Raw genomic sequence first — 15,883 nt, 5'->3', positions numbered from 1 at the left:
GGTGCGTTCGCCGCCCCGGCCCGGTACGCTGCTGCGACGGTCGGCGGGTGTCCGGAAAATTCCGTGTTTACCCCCCGGAGAACCCGGGAAAAAGCGACCTCATGACCGAGCGGCGCACGACGCCCTGAACGGAGACGTGACCGGCCCCATGATCACCTTCGAGGGCGTCAGCAAGCGGTATCCCGACGGCACCGTCGCCGTCGACCACCTGGACCTGGAGGTCCCCACCGGGCGGACCACCGTCCTGGTCGGGTCCTCGGGCAGCGGCAAGACCACCGCGCTGCGCATGATCAACCGCATGGTGGAGCCCACCGGCGGCACCATCGCCATCGACGGCGAGGACGTCCGCGCCCGCGAACCCGCCGCGCTGCGCCGCTCCATCGGCTACGTCATCCAGCAGGCCGGGCTGTTCCCGCACCGCACCGTCGAGGACAACATCGCCACGGTCCCGCTGCTTCTGGGCAGGTCGCGCGGCGAGGCCCGCGGCCGCGCCCGCGAACTCCTGGAGCTGGTCGGCCTGCCGCCCGAGCACGCCCGCCGCTACCCGCACCAGCTCTCCGGCGGCCAGCAGCAGCGCGTGGGCGTGGCCCGCGCCCTGGCCGCCGACCCGCCCATCCTGCTCATGGACGAGCCGTTCAGCGCCGTCGACCCGCTGGTGCGGGCCGGCCTGCAGGACGAACTGGTGCGCCTGCAGAAGGAACTGCACAAGACCATCGTCTTCGTCACCCACGACATCGACGAGGCCGTCAAGCTCGGCGACGCCATCGCGGTGTTCCGCCCCGGCGGGCGGCTCGCCCAGGTGGCCCCGCCCGAACGCCTGCTCTCCGAACCGGCCGACGCGTTCGTGGAGGAGTTCATCGGCTACGACCGCGGGGTGCGGCGCCTGTCGTTCTTCCCCGCCAGCGCCCTGTCGCTGCGCAGCGACGTCCTGGTGGAGGCCGCCGCGCCCGCCCGCCGGGCGCGCGAGACCGCCGCCGCCACCGGCGAACCCTGGCTGCTCGCCATCGACGCCGACCGCCGCCCGCTCGGCTGGGTGGCCGCCGACGTCCTCGCCGGCGCCGACGGCGACCGCCCGGTGGCCGACCTGGACCTGGTCGGCTACGGCCACACCTTCTCCGTCCCGACCGACTCCCTGCGCGCCGCGCTGGACGCCGCGGTGCTCTCGCCCGCCGGCCGCGCGGTCGGGGTCGACGCCGACGGCACGGTCGTCGGCGCGGTCGCGCAGACCGACCTCGGCACCGCCATCTGGGCGGTCGGCGAGGCCGACGGCCGGGCGGCGGTGGACGGCCGTGCCTGACGCCGCCGGCCCGATCGGCCTGCCCCCGCGGTTCGCCGGCCAGGTGGGCGAGGTCGCCGACTGGGCGCTGTCCAACATCGACGACCCCATCGCCCCCCGCCTGCTGGAGCACGTGCAGCTGTCGGTGGCGCCGGTGCTGCTGGGGCTGGCCGTCGCGCTGCCGCTCGGCGTCGCCGCCGCGCGCTGGCCCCGCTGGTACCCGGCGGTGCTCACCGGCGTCAACGTGCTCTACGCGCTGCCGTCGCTGGCGCTGTTCTTCCTGCTCCTGCCCTACACCGGGTTCAGCCCGTGGACGGCGATCATCCCGCTGGCGCTGTACACGCTGGCCATCCTGGTGCCCAACGTGGTCGACGGCCTCGACCAGGTGCCCGACCACGTGCGCCAGGCGGCCACCGCCATGGGGTTCTCGCCGATGCGCCGGCTGGTGCGGGTGGAGCTGCCCGTGGCGCTGCCGGTCATCATCGCCGGGCTGCGGGTGGCCACGGTCGCCACCATCAGCATGGTCAGCGTCGCCTCCCTGGTCGGCCTGGGCGGGCTCGGGCAGATCATCCTCACCGACGGGTTCCGCCGCAACTTCGCGGCGCCCGTGGTGGTCGGGGTGCTGCTGTCGGTCGCCCTGGCCTTCCTCGCCGACGGGCTGCTGGTGCTGCTGCAGCGGTGGCTCACCCCCTGGACGCGCGGCCGCGAGACCGGGGCGACCTCCCGGTCGCGCCGGGCAGCCCGGCGCGACGCGCCGCCGACCGCACCCGACACCGGGAGCGCCGCGCCGCCGGCCGCGCCCGCCGCCCGAGGGGAGGACGCGTGATCCTCGACGTCCTCGACTGGTTCACCCGGTCCGAGCAGTGGACCGGATCGGGCGGCATCCCCGTCCGGTTCGGCGAGCACGTGCTGTACTCGGTCCTCGCGCTGGTGGTGTCCGCGCTGATCGCGGTGCCCGTCGGCCTGGTCACCGGGCACACCGGACGCGGCGGCTTCGCCGCCATCACCGTCGCCAACGTCGGCCGGGCGCTGCCCACCATCGGCGTGCTGACCCTGGTCGTCCTCGGCATGGGGCTGGGCCTGTTCCCCGTCGAGGTGGCGCTGGTCGCGCTGGCCGTGCCGCCGATCCTGGTCAACACCTACGAGGGCGTGCGCGGCGTCGACCCGCTGCTGCGCGACGCCGCGCAGGGCATGGGCATGCGCGGCGCCCAGGTGCTGCTCCGGCTGGAGCTGCCGCTCGCCCTGCCGCTCATCCTGCTGGGCATGCGCACCGCCGCCATCCAGGTGGTGTCGACCGCGACCATCGCCGCCTACGTGGGGATCGGCGGGCTGGGCCGGTTCATCGTCGACGGCCAGTCCCGCCGGGAGATCGAGATGATCCTCGGCGGTTCGCTGCTCGTGGTCCTGCTCGCCCTCGTCGTCACCGGGCTGTTCGCGCTGCTCCGCCGCCTCGTGGTGGCGCGGGGGCTGCGGGCGCGCCCGGCCGCCACCGGCTGACCCGGTCGGCGGAGGTTCCACCGCTCACTGCAAGGAAGGTACGTCATGCGCACAGCGAAGCGGCTGGCGATCGCCGGAGTCCCCCTGATCCTGGCGGCCACCGCCTGCGGCGGGGGCGACCCCTACCAGGACGGCGGCGGTGGGGAGGGCGGGGGCGACGGCGCCGTGGTCGTCGGCTCCGCCAACTTCCCCGAGAGCATCCTGCTCGCCGAGATCTACGCCCAGGCCATGGAGGCCCAGGGGGTGGAGGTGGAGAAGCAGTTCGACATCGGCAGCCGGGAGGTCTACTACGACCAGATCGAGTCCGGCAACCTGTCGGTGTTCCCCGAGTACAACGGGGCGATCCTGTTCCACCTCGACCCCGATGCCTCCTCCGGCGACACCGAGGCCACCAACGAGGCGATCCGCGCCGCCCTGCCCGAGGGGCTGGAGATCCTCGACTCGGCCGAGGCGGAGAGCAAGGACACCGTCACGGTCACCCGCGAGACCGCCGAGGCCCACGGCCTGCGGACGCTCGCCGACCTCGCCGACGTGGCCGGCGACCTCACCCTCGGGGCGCCCGCCGAGTTCGAGACCCGCACCCAGGGCGTGCCCGGCCTGGCCGAGGTGTACGGGGTCGAGTTCGGCGACTTCACCCCGCTGGAGGGCAACCTGCTCGTGGAGGGCCTGACCAACGGCGACGTGCAGGCCGCGAACCTGTTCACCACCAACGCGGTGTTCACCACCGGCGACTTCGTCGCGCTGGAGGACCCGGAGAACCTGTTCGGGTCGCAGAACGTCACCCCGCTGATCTACGGCGACGCCGTGGACGAGACCGCCCGCGCCGCGCTGAACGCGGTGTCGGCGGAGCTGACCACCGAGGACCTCACCGAGCTGGACGAGCGGGTGGAGGTCGACCACGAGGAGGCCGACGACGTGGCCGCCGACTGGCTCCAGCAGGCCGGACTGGCCTAGCCTCCGCCGTGCCGGGACGGGGAGCCGGGGGCCCGGTCGAACGGGCCCCCGGACCTCCGCCGTCCGAGCACCGCGGGTGCTCGGCTTCCGTGTGCGGTCCGTCCGACGAGGGGCGCGTGGGTCACAGGATCATGGCCAGGACGAGCCCGACCGCGAGGATCCCCAGAACCGTGTAGAAGCCGTCCATGGCTCCATTGGACGCGCGCTCGGCCGCCCGCGGCACTAGCGCGCGCGGGCACACTTGGCTCACCCGCGGATACCCGACCGCGACCTCTCTAGAGAGTTGCGTTCAGCCCAGCGTGCGGTAGCGCCCGTTGAACCGGACGAGCGGCCCGTCGCCGTCGTCCGCCGCGCCCACGCCCGGCACCGGCTCGGCCGCCGCCAGGTAGACCGCGTGGTCGCCGGAGTCGACCCGGGTGCGCACCGCGCACTCCAGGGCCGCGACCGCGGTGTCGAGCACCAGCGCGCCCGTGCGCTCCCCCCGGCGGTGCGGTTCGGCGGCCAGCAGCAGCCGGGCGCTGGGCCGCCCCTCGGCGGCGAACCGCCCGGCCAGGGCCCGGTGCCGGGCGCCGAGGACGTTCACCGCGAACCCGCCGGTGGCGTCGATGACCTCGGCCAGATAGCTCGACGCCAGCACGCCCACCATGACCGTGGGCGGGTCGGCCGACACCGACGCCACCGAGCTGACGGTGCTGCCGATGTCGTCGCGGCCGTCGCGCACCGTGACCACGGCCACCCCGGTGGCGAACCGGGACATGGCCTCGGTGAACGCGCTCACCCGATCTCCCAGGCGCCGGGCATGGCCAGCGGGCCCGCGGACGGCAGGCCCAGCCGGGCCGCGGCACCGGCCAGCGGACCCCACGCGTCGAACGCGGTGCCGGGCGCGGCGGCCCGGTCCTCGCTGGACTCGCTGGGCACCAGGCGGTCCAGTGGCCCCGCGGCCGGGTAGTGGCGCAGCCGAGCGCCGGGCGCCCCGGCGCGTTCGCGGGCCAGCCGCACAGCGGTCTCCAGGCCGCCGAGCTCGTCGACCAGCCCGTTGTCCCGGGCGTCGCGGCCGGTCCACACCCGGCCCCGGGCGACCTCGTGGACCTGGTCGCGGGTCATGCCGCGGGCGGCGGCGACCTTGGCGGTGAAGTCGTCGTAGACGGCGTCGAGCAGGGCGTCCACGCGCGCCCACTCGTCGTCGGTGAACTTCCGGTCGGTGCCGAACATGCCCGCGTGCGGGGCGCCCTCGACGGAGTCGCTGGTGATGCCGACCCGGCCCAGCATCCCGCCGAGCACGGGCTTGGCGAGGAGCACGCCGATGGACCCGGTCAGGGTGCCGGGCTGGGCGACGATCGCGTCGGCGCCCAGGGCGATGTAGTAGCCGCCGGACCCGGCGACGTCGCCCATGGACACCACGACCGGGGTGCCGGCCTCGCTGGTGAGGGCGACCTCGCGGCGGATGGCGTCGGAGGCGACGGCCGAACCGCCGCGGCTGTCGACGCGGAAGACCACGGCGCGCACGTCGCGGTCGCGGCGCGCGGCGCGGAAGGCGGCGGCGACGGTGTCGGCGCCCATGGTGGCGCCGCCGCCCAGCGGGGAGCGGCGGCTGCGCCCGCTGCTGATGGTGCCGACGCCGGAGATGAGCGCGATGTGCCCACCGCGCCTCGCGGCGGGCAGCCGGGCGGCGGCGGAGCGGCGGTGGTGGTAGCGGGTGGCGAACTGGAGCCGGGCGCCGTCGTCGCCGCCGAAGCGGCCGAGGAGGTCGCCGTAGACCTCGTCGCGGTAGGCGAGCCGGTCGACCAGGCCGGCCTCCAGCGCCTCGCCGGCCAGCAGGGGGCCGCGTGCGGTGAGCTCGCGCACCCGCTCGGGGGTGAGCCCGCGCCCCTCGGCGATCCCCTCGACGACCTGCTCGGTGAGGGAGGCGACGATGCGGCCGGTGGCCTCGCGGTGGGGTTCGGTGTAGCCGCGCTCGGTCAGGGTGTTGACGGCGTTCTTGTACTCGTGGCGGGCGCCGACCTCGTAGTCGAGCCCGAGCCGGTCGATGGCGCCGCGCACGAACGTGGTGGTGATGCCGAGCCCGGTCAGGCCGAGGGTGCCGGTGGGCATCAGCGCGATCTCGCCGAAGGCGGTGGCCAGGTAGTAGGGGACGGTGCCGGGGCCGAAGTCGCCGAACGACTCGCTGTAGGCCACGGCGGGCTTGCCGGCGGCGCGGAAGGCGGCGACGGCCGCCCGCAGCTCCTGCACCCGGGCGAAGCCCAGGGGGCGGCCGTCGATGCGGGCGACGAGCGCGGCGACCCGGTCGTCGTGGGCGCCGCGGCGGATGGCCTGCACGACGTCGGTGAGCCGCTGGTGCCGCTTGGCGAGGAGTCGGCCCACCGGGTCGGCGGGGGCCTCGTCGGCGAGTCCGTCGGTGAGGTCGAGTTCGAGGACGAGCGGCGCGGTGCGCCGGCGGCGGGCCTGGGACACGGGTTCGAGCAGCTTCGCGACATCCACCATGTCCTCAGGCTAGTGGTTCGCCCGCGCCCCGGGGGATGGCGCGTGTGGCCGGTTTCTCCCGCTATCGTCGGTGAGGTCATCGTGGACTCAGAAGGGAATCCCATGCCCGGGACGTCCGGTCGAGTGCGGTTCAGCAGGGGCGCGGCCAGTGTCCGAGCGGGCGCGGCCGCCGCCGCGGTCGCCCTGGCCGCGGCCGCGTGCGGGGGCGGCGGCGCCCCCGAGGGCGGCGAGGCGGCCGGCCTGGAGGGCGGCTACAGCGAGGCCGTCCCCGCGGCGCAGGCGCCCGCGCCCGAGGGGTTCTCCGGGGTGGACGTCGAGGGCGTCCGGATCAACGCGCCGGAGGACTGGGCGGTCGACAACGCCGACGGCCGGCTGTGCATGCGCCCGCCCGGCCAGAACGACTGCGCCTACGGCGCGGTCCAGGTCCTCCCGCACGCCGCCGACCGCGACCCGGCCGACTGGCCGAAGAAGGGCGACGCGTTCAACGCCGAGGACGGGTGGGCGGCCGAGCCCGACGCCTGCCGCAGCGCCGCGACCGCCGCCGACGGCGGGGTGGGGGTCAGCGGGGCGCGCATCACCTCCGAGCCCAACGCGCTCACCACGCACGCCGACGGCCTCAAGTCCCACCACCGGGTGTGGGAGGTGACCTGCGAGAACGACGACACGTTCGAGGTGCGGCTGTGGTTCCTGCCCACGAGCGACGTGGCGGTCTACGTGTGGTCGGCCGACACCCGCTACTCCGCGGTCTACGACGAGATCGCGGCGTCCATGGACATCTCCGAGTACAAGAAGTAGCCGCCGGCCGGCTCAGCCGCCGAGGTCGGGTTCGGACATGGTGAACGCGGCCTCGACCTCGGCGGAGACCTCGACCGGGCGGGGCTCCAGCTCCAGCGCGGTCTCCTCGGGCCCCGGGCCGCCCCGGGCCGCCTCGTTGCGGAACATCGCCGGGGACGGCCGGGTGCCGCCGGTGCCGGGGTCGGCGACCTCCAGCACCCCGGTGAGCCGGGCGCCCAGGGCGGCCGCGTAGTCGCGGGCCCGCTCGACGGCGGCGGCCACGGCCTCGGTCCGGACCCGGCGGTGGACGGCGGAGTCCGGGCGCAGCGCCCAGTACGGCCCGGTCACCGTGGTCTCGGCGCGGGCCGCCAGGCGCGGCAGGAGCCGGCCCAGCGCCTCGGGGTCGGCGGCGGCGGTGGCGTGCAGGGCGACCCCGGCGCGGAACGCCCGGTCGCGGCCGCGCTGGTCCTGCTGCGGGCGGGCGCTCATCGGCCCGGTGGCGACCTCCTCGACGGTGTCGCCGGCCGCCGTGATCTCCGCGCGCAGCTCCGCCGCCCGCTCGGCGAGCCGGCGCAGCGCGGCGCCGCGGTCGCGGTCGGCCACCGACACCGCGACGGTGAAGTGCGCGATCTCGGGCGGGACGGAGCGGGACGCCGCGCCGCTGACGCGGACCACGGGCGCCCGGGCGGGTTCGGCCATGGGGCCTCCCTTCGACGCGGACGGTGCCGCCCCAGCCTACGGCGCGCCCCGCGCGCCGTCCCGCCCCCGGGCGGGCCCCGGCGGCGGGGCGGCGGCGCGGTGCCACCCGGCGCTACCCGGCGCGTTCCAGCCAGACGGTGGCCAGCGGCGGGAAGGTCACCACGGCCGACGCGGGCTGGCCGTTCCACGGGTCGGGGGTGGCCTCGACGACGGCGGGGTTGGCCACCCCGCTGCCGCCGTAGGCGGCGGCGTCGGTGTTGAGGACCTCCCGCCACGGGCCGGCCACGGGCAGCCCCACCCGCCGGTCGCGGTGCGGCTCGGGGGAGAAGTTCACCAGGCACGCCAGCACCGAGCCGTCGTCGCCGTGCCGCAGGAACGACAGCGTGTTCCCGGCCGCGTCGCCGCCGTCGATCCAGGTGAACCCGGAGGGCGCGCAGTCCAGCTCCCACAGGGCGGGGCGCTCGCGGTAGACGCGGTTGAGGTCGGCCACCAGCGCCCGCACCCCGCGGTGGGGGGCGTGGTCGAGCAGCCACCACTGGACGCCGTCCTCGTGCGACCACTCGTCGCCGTGGCCGATCTCGCCGCCCATGAACAGCAGCTGCTTGCCGGGGTGGGCCCACATGTAGCCGAGGAGCGTGCGCAGCCCGGCGAACCGCCGCCACGCGTCGCCGGGCATCTTGTACAGCAGCGACCGCTTGCCGTGGACGACCTCGTCGTGCGACAGCGGCAGCAGGTAGTTCTCGCTGTAGGCGTAGACCATGGAGAACGTGATCTCGTTGTGGTGGTACCCCCGGTACACGGGGTCGCGGCCGAGGTACTCCAGGGTGTCGTGCATCCACCCCATGTTCCACTTGAACCCGAACCCCAGGCCGCCGCCGTCGGTGGGGCGCGACACCCCGGGCCAGGCGGTGGACTCCTCGGCGATCATGGTGATGCCGGGGTTGCGGCGGTAGGCGGTGGCGTTCAGCTCCTTGATGAACTCCAGCGCCTCCAGGTTCTCCCGGCCCCCGTACCGGTTGGGCTCCCAGGCGCCGGAGGCGCGCGAGTAGTCGAGGTAGAGCATGGACGCCACGGCGTCCACCCGCAGCCCGTCGACGTGGAACTCCTCCAGCCAGAACAGGGCGTTGGCGACGAGGAAGTTGCGCACCTCGGGGCGCCCGTAGTCGAACACCAGCGTCCCCCAGTCGGGGTGCTCGCCGCGGCGCGGGTCGGGGTGCTCGTAGGTGGGGCCGCCGTCGAAGCGGGCCAGGGCCCACGCGTCCTTGGGGAAGTGGGCCGGCACCCAGTCGAGCAGGACGCCGATCCCGGCCCGGTGCAGGGCGTCGATCAGCGCCCGGAAGTCGTCGGGGGAGCCGAACCGCGACGTGGGCGCGTAGTAGGAGGTCACCTGGTAGCCCCAGGACCCGCCGAACGGGTGCTCGGCGACGGGCAGGAACTCCACGTGGGTGAACCCGGTCTCGCGGACGTAGTCGACCAGCTCGACGGCGAGTTCGCGGTAGCTCAGCCCGGGCCGCCACGAGCCCAGGTGGACCTCGTAGACGCTCATCGGGCGGCGGGTCCACTCCTGGGTCTTGCGCTCGGCCAGCCAGGCGTCGTCGGTCCAGGTGTGGCCGGAGGTGAACACGACCGAGGCGGTCGCGGGCGGCACCTGCGCGGAGAAGGCGAGCGGGTCGGCCTTGTCGCGCCACACGCCGTCGCGGCCCAGCACCTGGTACTTGTACAGGGCGCCGTCGCCGACGCCGGGCACGAACAGCTCCCACACGCCCGAGGAGCCCAGGGAGCGCATGGGGTGGGCGGTGCCGTCCCAGTGGTTGAAGTCGCCGATGACCCGCACGCCCTGGGCGCCGGGCGCCCACACCGCGAACGCCGTCCCGCTGACGTCGCCCCGCGGCGACGGGTAGGTGCGGGTGTGCGCGCCGAGGACCCGCCACAGCTCCTCGTGGCGGCCCTCCCCGATGAGGTGCAGGTCGAGCTCGCCCAGGGTGGGCAGGTGGCGGTAGGGGTCGTCGGTGACGACCTCGGGGCCGTCGGGGGCGTAGCGGGCGGCGATCCGGTAGCCGGGGACCTCGGTCCCCGGGAGCAGCGCGGCGAACACGCCGGCGCGCACGTGCCGCAGTTCGACGCGGCGGCCGTCGTCGAGCACCGCGTGCACCGACTCCGCCAGCGGGCGCAGGGCGCGCAGGGCCACCCCGTCCGCGGTCGGGTGGGCGCCGAGGACGGCGTGCGGGTCGTGGTGGTGTCCGGAGACGATGCGGTCGATCCGGTCGTGGAGGTCGTCACTCATGGTGTTCCCGGTGGTCGTGGGCTTGACGGGGCCGCGCGGCCGCGGGCGGGGCACGGCCCGGCGCCGCCGGGGCGCCGGCGGCGGACCGGCGCCCGGGGGTGGTCACGCCGACAGGGCGGCGATGGAGTCGAGGGGGACGCGCAGCCACGAGGGGCGGTTGCGCGCCTCGTACATCACCTCGTACACGGCCTTGTCGTACTCGAAGGCGCGCAGCACCGTGCGGTGCTTCTCGGGGTCGACGCCGCCGCCGTCGGCGTAGCCGGCGCAGAACGCGTCGCGGTTGCGGCGCGCCCAGGCCCGCGCCACCGGGACCAGCCGCTGCTCGTCGGCGTGGCCGATGAGCTGGTGGCGGGCGGCGTAGTCGAAGGAGCGCAGCATGCCGGCGACGTCGCGCAGCGGGCTGGACGGGCGCTGCCGCTCGCCGACGGGCACGGCGGGTTCGCCCTCGAAGTCGAGCAGCACCCACCCGGTGTCGGCGCGTACGACCTGCCCGAGGTGGTAGTCGCCGTGGACGCGCTGCACGGGCAGCGGCTCCTCCAGCCGGGCGAACGCGTCGTAGGCGGCGCGCAGGGTGTCGGTGTAGGGCTCCAGGTCGGGGACCTCGGCGGCGGCCGCGCGCAGCCGCTCGACCATGGCGCCGGCCAGGCCGCGCAGCGCGTCGGCGTCCAGGACGTCGGTCGGCAGCTCGCGGGCCAGCGAGCGGTGCACGGCGGCGGTGGCGGCGCCCAGCCGTTCGGCCTCGCCCGCGAAGTCGCCGCCGGCGTCGCCGGGCGCGGTCCCGAGGTCGGCGTAGAGGTCGCGGACGCTGATGGCGGCCAGCACCCAGCCGTCGGTGGCGCCGCGCAGGAACCGCTGGAGCATGGCCAGGGTGGTGGGCACCCGGCGGCCGCCCTCGTCGAGGTCGACCTCGATCCAGCCGTGCGGGCGGGCCACGAAGGGCGACCCGGCGAGCGCGGCGGTGAGCTCCAGGTCGGGGTTGTGCCCCGGCCACAGCCGGCGGAAGGTCTTGAGGACGTACTCCTCGCCGAAGACCAGCGAGGTGTTGGACTGCTCGCCGGTGAGCACCAGGCTGCGCAGCCCGGTGCGCACGGCGGTGCCGGGCAGCCGGCGGAACCGGACCGGCCCGCGGGGGGTCCCGCGGGCGATCCGGTCGAGCAGTCCGGCGGTGAGGTCGGGGTCGTGGGTGGCGTCGTAGACGGCGCGGGCGCCGGAGCCGTCGACCTCGCACTCGCCGATCGCGGCGTGCACGAGGTCGGCGGGCAGGGTGCCGGGCGGGCGCAGTCCGAGCAGCACCTGGTAGCGGGAGTGGGCACCGCGCTGGTCGACGTCGACGACGAGCAGGCGCAGCCCGGGTTCTCCGGGGACGAGGGTGTACTCGTCCTCGATGCGCACGTCCCCGATCGGTACCCCCTTCCCCGCGAACCACCGCTGCCGCGGTATCCAGTCGGCCAGGAGCTGCTCAAGCCGTGTCATGTCAGAGTGGCCTGTTCCCCTTCTCGCCGAGGCCCGCCGCGTCGGCGGCGGACGCGGTGCCCGCCGCCCTGGTGCGGTGGTCCGCGCCCGCGGCGGCCACGCCGCTCGCCGCGGCCTCCGCCCGGTCGGCCGCGGACCGCGCGCGGATGGCCGTCGCGGGTTTCGGCGTCGTTTGCGGATTGCGGTCGTCGGTCGCCGGACCGTCCGCCTCCTCCACGGGCGGCAGCTGGAACCAGTAGAAGCCGTGCCCGGGCAGGGTCAGCAGGTACGGCAGCTCCCCGATGGCGGGGAAGCGCACGCCGCCCATGCACTCGATGGGGGTGACGTCGCGGAACCGGCGCAGGTCGAGTTCGACGGGCTGCGCGAAGCGCGAGAGGTTGTTGACGCACAGCATCCGGTCGTCGCCGTACTCGCGGACGAACGCGAAGACGCTCGGGTTGCTGGCGTGCAGTTCGGTGAAGTCGCCGGTGCCGAACACCGGGTGGCGCTTGCGGATCTGGATCATCTTGCGGGTCCAGTTGAGCAGCGACCCGGGGTCGTCGCGCTGCGCCTCGACGTTGAGCGCCTGGTAGCCGTGGATCGGGTCCATGATCAGCGGCAGGTAGAGGCGGGCGGGGTCGCAGCGGGAGAAACCGGCGTTGCGGTCGGACGTCCACTGCATGGGCGTGCGCACCGCGTCGCGGTCGCCGAGCCAGATGTTGTCGCCCATCCCGATCTCGTCGCCGTAGTACAGCACCGGCGACCCGGGCAGGGACAGCAGCAGGGCGGTGAACAGCTCGATCTGGTTCTTGTCGTTGTCGAGCAGGGGCGCGAGCCGCCGCCGGATGCCCACGTTGGCGCGCATCCGGGGGTCCTTGGCGTACTCGGCGTACATGTAGTCGCGCTCCTCGTCGGTGACCATCTCCAGGGTCAGCTCGTCGTGGTTGCGCAGGAAGATCGCCCACTGGCAGTTGTCGGGGACCTTCGGGGTCTGGGCGAGGATCTCCGAGATCGGGTAGCGCTGCTCGCGGCGCACCGCCATGAACATCCGCGGCATCAGCGGGAAGTGGAAGTTCATGTGGCACTCGTCGCCGCCGGAGTCGAAGTCGCCGAAGTAGTCGACCACGTCGGCCGGCCACTGGTTGGCCTCGCTCAGCAGCACCCGGTCGGGGTAGAGGCGGTCGACCTCGGCGCGGACCCGCTTGAGGAACTCGTGGGTCTCCTTGAGGTTCTCGCAGTTGGTGCCCTCGCGCTCGTAGAGGTAGGGCACGGCGTCCAGGCGGAACCCGTCGATGCCGAGGTCCAGCCAGAACCGCAGCACCTCCAGGATGGCCTCCTGCACCGCCGGGTTCTCGAAGTTGAGGTCGGGCTGGTGGGAGAAGAACCGGTGCCAGTAGTACTGGCCGCGCACCTCGTCGTAGGTCCAGTTGGACTGCTCGGTGTCGACGAAGATGATGCGGGCGTCGGTGTAGCGGTCGGTGGTGTCGGACCAGACGTAGAAGTCGCCGTAGGGTCCGTCGGGGTCCTCGCGGGAGGCGGTGAACCACGGGTGCTGGTCGCTGGTGTGGTTCATGACCAGGTCGGCGATGACCCGGATGCCGCGCTGGTGGGCCTCGTCCACCAGCTCCACGAAATCGGCGATCTGCCCGAACTCGGGCAGGATCTTCATGTAGTCGGAGATGTCGTAGCCGCCGTCGCGCAGGGGGGACTCGTACAGCGGGAGTAGCCAGATACAGTCGATGCCCAGCCACTCCAGGTAGTCGAGCTTCTCGATGAGGCCCCGGAGGTCACCGGTGCCGTCGCCGTTGGAGTCGTAGAAGCCGCGGGCGAGCACCTCGTAGAACACGGCGTGCTTGTACCAGTAGGGATCGCGTGGCTTCTCGTGGGTGAACGTGTCGGGCACGGCAGCAGAGGGCGTGGGACGGATGCCTGGTACCGGCTCGGGTGTGGTCACGACTACTCCACCTGTGGACTGTTCCAGCGCTTGGCGGGCGGGCTGCGGCTAGGGCCGGCGGGGCGCGTCCGCGGAGGCGACTGTGAAGACGTGTGCGGTCTGGACGTGCGGGTCGAGGCGGACGTAGTTCGCCGCTCCCCAGCGGTAGGCGTCTCCGGTCAGCTCGTCGGTGACGGAGACGGCGGAGTCGGGCGGGAATCCGAGGGCGGGCAGGTCGAGCCAGACCGTGGCCTCGTGCGCGTGGTGCGGGTCGAGGTTCACGACGGCGAGGACGACGTCGTCCCCGCCCTCTTCCCCTGCCCTCGGAAGCCGCTTCGAAAAGCAGACGAGTTCCGGCTGGTCGACGTGGTGGAACCGGAGGTTGCGCAGCTCCTGCAGCGCCGGGTGGGCGCGGCGCAGGGCGTTGAGCCGGCGGATCAGCGGGGTGATGGTCGCCCCCGACGCCTCCGCCGCGGCCCAGTCGCGGGGCCGGTACTGGTACTTCTCGGAGTCGAGGTACTCCTCACTGCCCGGCCGGACCGCGCGGTTCTCGCACAGTTCGTAACCGGAGTACACGCCCCACGTCGGCGACAGCAGCGCCGCCAGGACGGCACGGATCTCGAACGCCGGCCGGCCCCCGTGCTGCAGGTACTCGCTGAGGATGTCGGGTGTGTTGGTGAAGAGGTTGGGCCGCATGTAGGCGGCGGCCTCGCCGGACAGCTCGGTCAGGTAGTCCTCGATCTCCTCCTTGGTGTTGCGCCAGGTGAAGTAGGTGTAGGACTGGTGGAACCCCACCTTGGCGAGGGTGTGCATCATGGCCGGGCGGGTGAACGCCTCGGCGAGGAACAGCACGTCGGGGTCGGTGGCGGCGATCTCGGCGAGCAGCCGCTCCCAGAACGCGACGGGCTTGGTGTGCGGGTTGTCGACCCGGAAGATCCGCACCCCGTGGGCCATCCAGTGCCGCACCACCCGCAGCACCTCGGCGTACAGGCCCTCGGGGTCGCGGTCGAAGTCGAGCGGGTAGATGTCCTGGTACTTCTTGGGCGGGTTCTCGGCGTAGGCGATGCTGCCGTCGGCGCGCACGGTGAACCACTCGGGGTGCTCGGCGACCCACGGGTGGTCGGGGGAGCACTGGAGGGCGAGGTCGAGCGCGATCTCCAGGCCGTGCTCGTGCGCCTCGGCCACGAACGCGTCGAAGTCGGCGAGCGTGCCCAGGTCGGGGTGGACGGCGTCGTGGCCGCCCTCGTGCGAGCCGATGGCCCAGGTCGACCCGGGGTCGCCGGGGCCGGCCCGCAGGCTGTTGTTGCGGCCCTTGCGGAAGGAGTGGCCGATGGGGTGGATGGGCGGCAGGTAGACGACGTCGAAGCCCATGTCGGCGATGGCGGGCAGCCGCTTGGCGGCGGAGGCGAACGTGCCGGAGCGCCATTCGCCCTCGTCGCCGTCGAGCACGGCGCCCTCGGACCTGGGGAAGAACTCGTACCAGGAGCCGAACAGGGCCCGGCGGCGGTGGACGGCCAGGGGGAAGCGGCGGGAGCGGGTGACGAGGTCGCGCGGGGCGACCGGGGCGAGGTCGGCCAGCACCTCGGGCGCGGTGGCGCGGCGCAGGCGCTCGGCGGCGGGCAGGGTCTCGTCGCGCAGGACGGCGGCGACCGCCAGCAGGGAGGGGCGGCGGGGCACCCGGCGGGCGGCGCGCTCGAACAGCCGCGCGCCCTCCTCCATCATCAGCGGGACGTCCTGGTCGAGCGGGACCTTGATGCCGGCGTTGTGCCGCCAGGTGGCGACGGGGTCGCTCCACGCCTCGACGGCGAAGGACCAGCGGCCCTCCTCGGGCAGGACCACGTCGGCGCCGTAGCGGTCGGTGCCGGGCGCGAGTTCGCGCATGGGGACGAGGGGGCCGCGGCGCCCCCGGGGGTCGTAGAGGACGGCGCCGACGCCCAGGGCGTCGTGGCCCTCGCGGATCACGGTCGCACTGATGGGGACGGTCTCTCCGGCGGCGGCCGCGGCGGTGCCGTGGTCGGGTACCGGGGAAACGTCCAGAATAGGAAAGCGTCCAATCACAAGTGGCACCAAAAATGTCGCGGTTCGGGTGAATCGGGGTATTCCGGTTGTCCGCGCGCCGACAATTGGGGAGGACGGTCGTGTGCGCCCGAAAAGCCGCACACGGGGACTTCCGGACGTCCGGATACGACGCGCTCTTCTGTCTATCGTCATGCCCGAACCGGCACTCTCCGACAGTCCGGGCGCCGATATTTTTGTGAGAGTCGTCACACTTGCCCTGGGCCGTACTGGCCTGCAGGGATGCCCGCAACAAGGTCGTTCCTCGCATATCGGACGCGAGTCTCACCGGCCTCAAAGACTCCGTGGTTTCGGCCAGGTAAATATTGTGCGGCGTTCTCGGTGTTCACGCGGGGTGGGAGCGTTCCCGGATGGACATCGCGTGTTTAGCGGGCGACGCGCCGGATAGTGGTACCGGGTTATGCCGCCGTCTCCCCCTGCGGTATCGGGTCCTTTCGCGGCGCATCTCGCCGAAACC

At 73.9% G+C, this 15,883-nt stretch carries 12 protein-coding genes; 5 read left to right on the top strand and 7 right to left on the bottom strand.

Annotated features, from left to right (window positions below; translation table 11 throughout):
* Window positions 1-148: 148 nt before the first annotated feature.
* Genes NT8_RS02520 through NT8_RS02505 form a run of 4 tightly spaced genes read left to right on the top strand, consistent with a single transcriptional unit; the run spans window position 149 to window position 3,727 of the window.
* Window positions 149-1,297 carry an ABC transporter ATP-binding protein gene (locus NT8_RS02520; protein ID WP_067963823.1) on the top strand — a complete coding sequence of 383 codons (1,149 nt, stop codon included), beginning with the start codon at window positions 149-151 and terminating at the stop codon, window positions 1,295-1,297.
* Complete coding sequence (locus NT8_RS02515) at window positions 1,290-2,102, top strand: ABC transporter permease (RefSeq protein ID WP_394326559.1); 813 nt, start codon at window positions 1,290-1,292, stop codon at window positions 2,100-2,102. The genes NT8_RS02520 and NT8_RS02515 overlap by 8 nt, the downstream gene beginning before the upstream one ends.
* The gene (locus NT8_RS02510) at window positions 2,099-2,773 is read left to right on the top strand and encodes an ABC transporter permease (protein WP_067963791.1); all 675 of its coding nucleotides are present in this window, start codon (window positions 2,099-2,101) and stop codon (window positions 2,771-2,773) included. The genes NT8_RS02515 and NT8_RS02510 overlap by 4 nt, the downstream gene beginning before the upstream one ends.
* Window positions 2,774-2,818: 45 nt before the next feature.
* The gene (locus NT8_RS02505) at window positions 2,819-3,727 is read left to right on the top strand and encodes an ABC transporter substrate-binding protein (RefSeq protein WP_067963789.1); all 909 of its coding nucleotides are present in this window, start codon (window positions 2,819-2,821) and stop codon (window positions 3,725-3,727) included.
* Between the two features lie 289 nt (window positions 3,728-4,016).
* Here the strand turns inward: NT8_RS02505 and NT8_RS02500 are convergent, their stop codons facing one another.
* Window positions 4,017-4,505: a flavin reductase family protein gene (locus tag NT8_RS02500; protein WP_067963786.1), complete on the bottom strand. Its 489-nt coding sequence runs from the start codon at window positions 4,503-4,505 to the stop codon at window positions 4,017-4,019.
* Window positions 4,502-6,208, bottom strand: a complete 1,707-nt coding sequence (gene sppA / locus NT8_RS02495; RefSeq protein ID WP_067963783.1) for a signal peptide peptidase SppA — start codon at window positions 6,206-6,208, stop codon at window positions 4,502-4,504. Before sppA ends, NT8_RS02500 begins: the two co-directional genes overlap by 4 nt.
* 102 nt (window positions 6,209-6,310) lie before the next feature.
* Here sppA and NT8_RS02490 point away from each other — a divergent pair, with 102 nt between their 5' ends.
* The gene (locus NT8_RS02490; protein ID WP_067963780.1) at window positions 6,311-7,003 is read left to right on the top strand and encodes a hypothetical protein; all 693 of its coding nucleotides are present in this window, start codon (window positions 6,311-6,313) and stop codon (window positions 7,001-7,003) included.
* Between the two features lie 12 nt (window positions 7,004-7,015).
* Here the strand turns inward: NT8_RS02490 and NT8_RS02485 are convergent, their stop codons facing one another.
* From NT8_RS02485 to NT8_RS02465, 5 genes are all read right to left on the bottom strand, one after another.
* Window positions 7,016-7,681 carry an SIMPL domain-containing protein gene (locus NT8_RS02485; RefSeq protein ID WP_067963777.1) on the bottom strand — a complete coding sequence of 222 codons (666 nt, stop codon included), beginning with the start codon at window positions 7,679-7,681 and terminating at the stop codon, window positions 7,016-7,018.
* A gap of 112 nt (window positions 7,682-7,793) precedes the next feature.
* Entirely contained in the window at window positions 7,794-9,965 is a 2,172-nt protein-coding gene (gene glgB, locus NT8_RS02480) for a 1,4-alpha-glucan branching protein GlgB (RefSeq protein WP_067963822.1), read from the bottom strand.
* Window positions 9,966-10,067: 102 nt separating this feature from the next.
* The gene (locus NT8_RS02475) at window positions 10,068-11,438 is read right to left on the bottom strand and encodes a maltokinase N-terminal cap-like domain-containing protein (protein ID WP_067963774.1); all 1,371 of its coding nucleotides are present in this window, start codon (window positions 11,436-11,438) and stop codon (window positions 10,068-10,070) included.
* A 1-nt stretch (window position 11,439) separates the two neighbouring features.
* A complete protein-coding gene (treS, locus tag NT8_RS02470) occupies window positions 11,440-13,371 on the bottom strand; it encodes a maltose alpha-D-glucosyltransferase (protein ID WP_394326558.1) in 1,932 nt (643 codons plus the stop codon).
* A gap of 48 nt (window positions 13,372-13,419) precedes the next feature.
* On the bottom strand, window positions 13,420-15,408 hold the full coding sequence (locus NT8_RS02465; RefSeq protein WP_174549510.1) for an alpha-1,4-glucan--maltose-1-phosphate maltosyltransferase: 1,989 nt from the start codon (window positions 15,406-15,408) through the stop codon (window positions 13,420-13,422).
* Window positions 15,409-15,883 lie beyond the last annotated feature (475 nt).

The sequence above is a fragment of the Nocardiopsis trehalosi NBRC 14201 genome (assembly GCF_001552555.1).
In the GTDB taxonomy this organism is placed as follows: Bacteria; Actinomycetota; Actinomycetes; order Streptosporangiales; family Streptosporangiaceae; genus Nocardiopsis_B; species Nocardiopsis_B trehalosi.
This window is presented reverse-complemented; position numbering and strand designations above follow the sequence as displayed.

What these genes read in the sequence shown, in the direction of transcription:
- NT8_RS02520 (WP_067963823.1), top strand. Translation starts at nt 149, where the DNA reads ATGATCACCTTCGAGGGCGTCAGCAAGCGGTATCCCGACGGCACCGTC.
- NT8_RS02505 (WP_067963789.1), top strand. Translation starts at nt 2,819, where the DNA reads ATGCGCACAGCGAAGCGGCTGGCGATCGCCGGAGTCCCCCTGATCCTG.
- sppA (WP_067963783.1), bottom strand. Translation starts at nt 6,208, where the DNA reads ATGGTGGATGTCGCGAAGCTGCTCGAACCCGTGTCCCAGGCCCGCCGC.
- NT8_RS02490 (WP_067963780.1), top strand. Translation starts at nt 6,311, where the DNA reads ATGCCCGGGACGTCCGGTCGAGTGCGGTTCAGCAGGGGCGCGGCCAGT.
- NT8_RS02485 (WP_067963777.1), bottom strand. Translation starts at nt 7,681, where the DNA reads ATGGCCGAACCCGCCCGGGCGCCCGTGGTCCGCGTCAGCGGCGCGGCG.
- glgB (WP_067963822.1), bottom strand. Translation starts at nt 9,965, where the DNA reads ATGAGTGACGACCTCCACGACCGGATCGACCGCATCGTCTCCGGACAC.
- NT8_RS02475 (WP_067963774.1), bottom strand. Translation starts at nt 11,438, where the DNA reads ATGACACGGCTTGAGCAGCTCCTGGCCGACTGGATACCGCGGCAGCGG.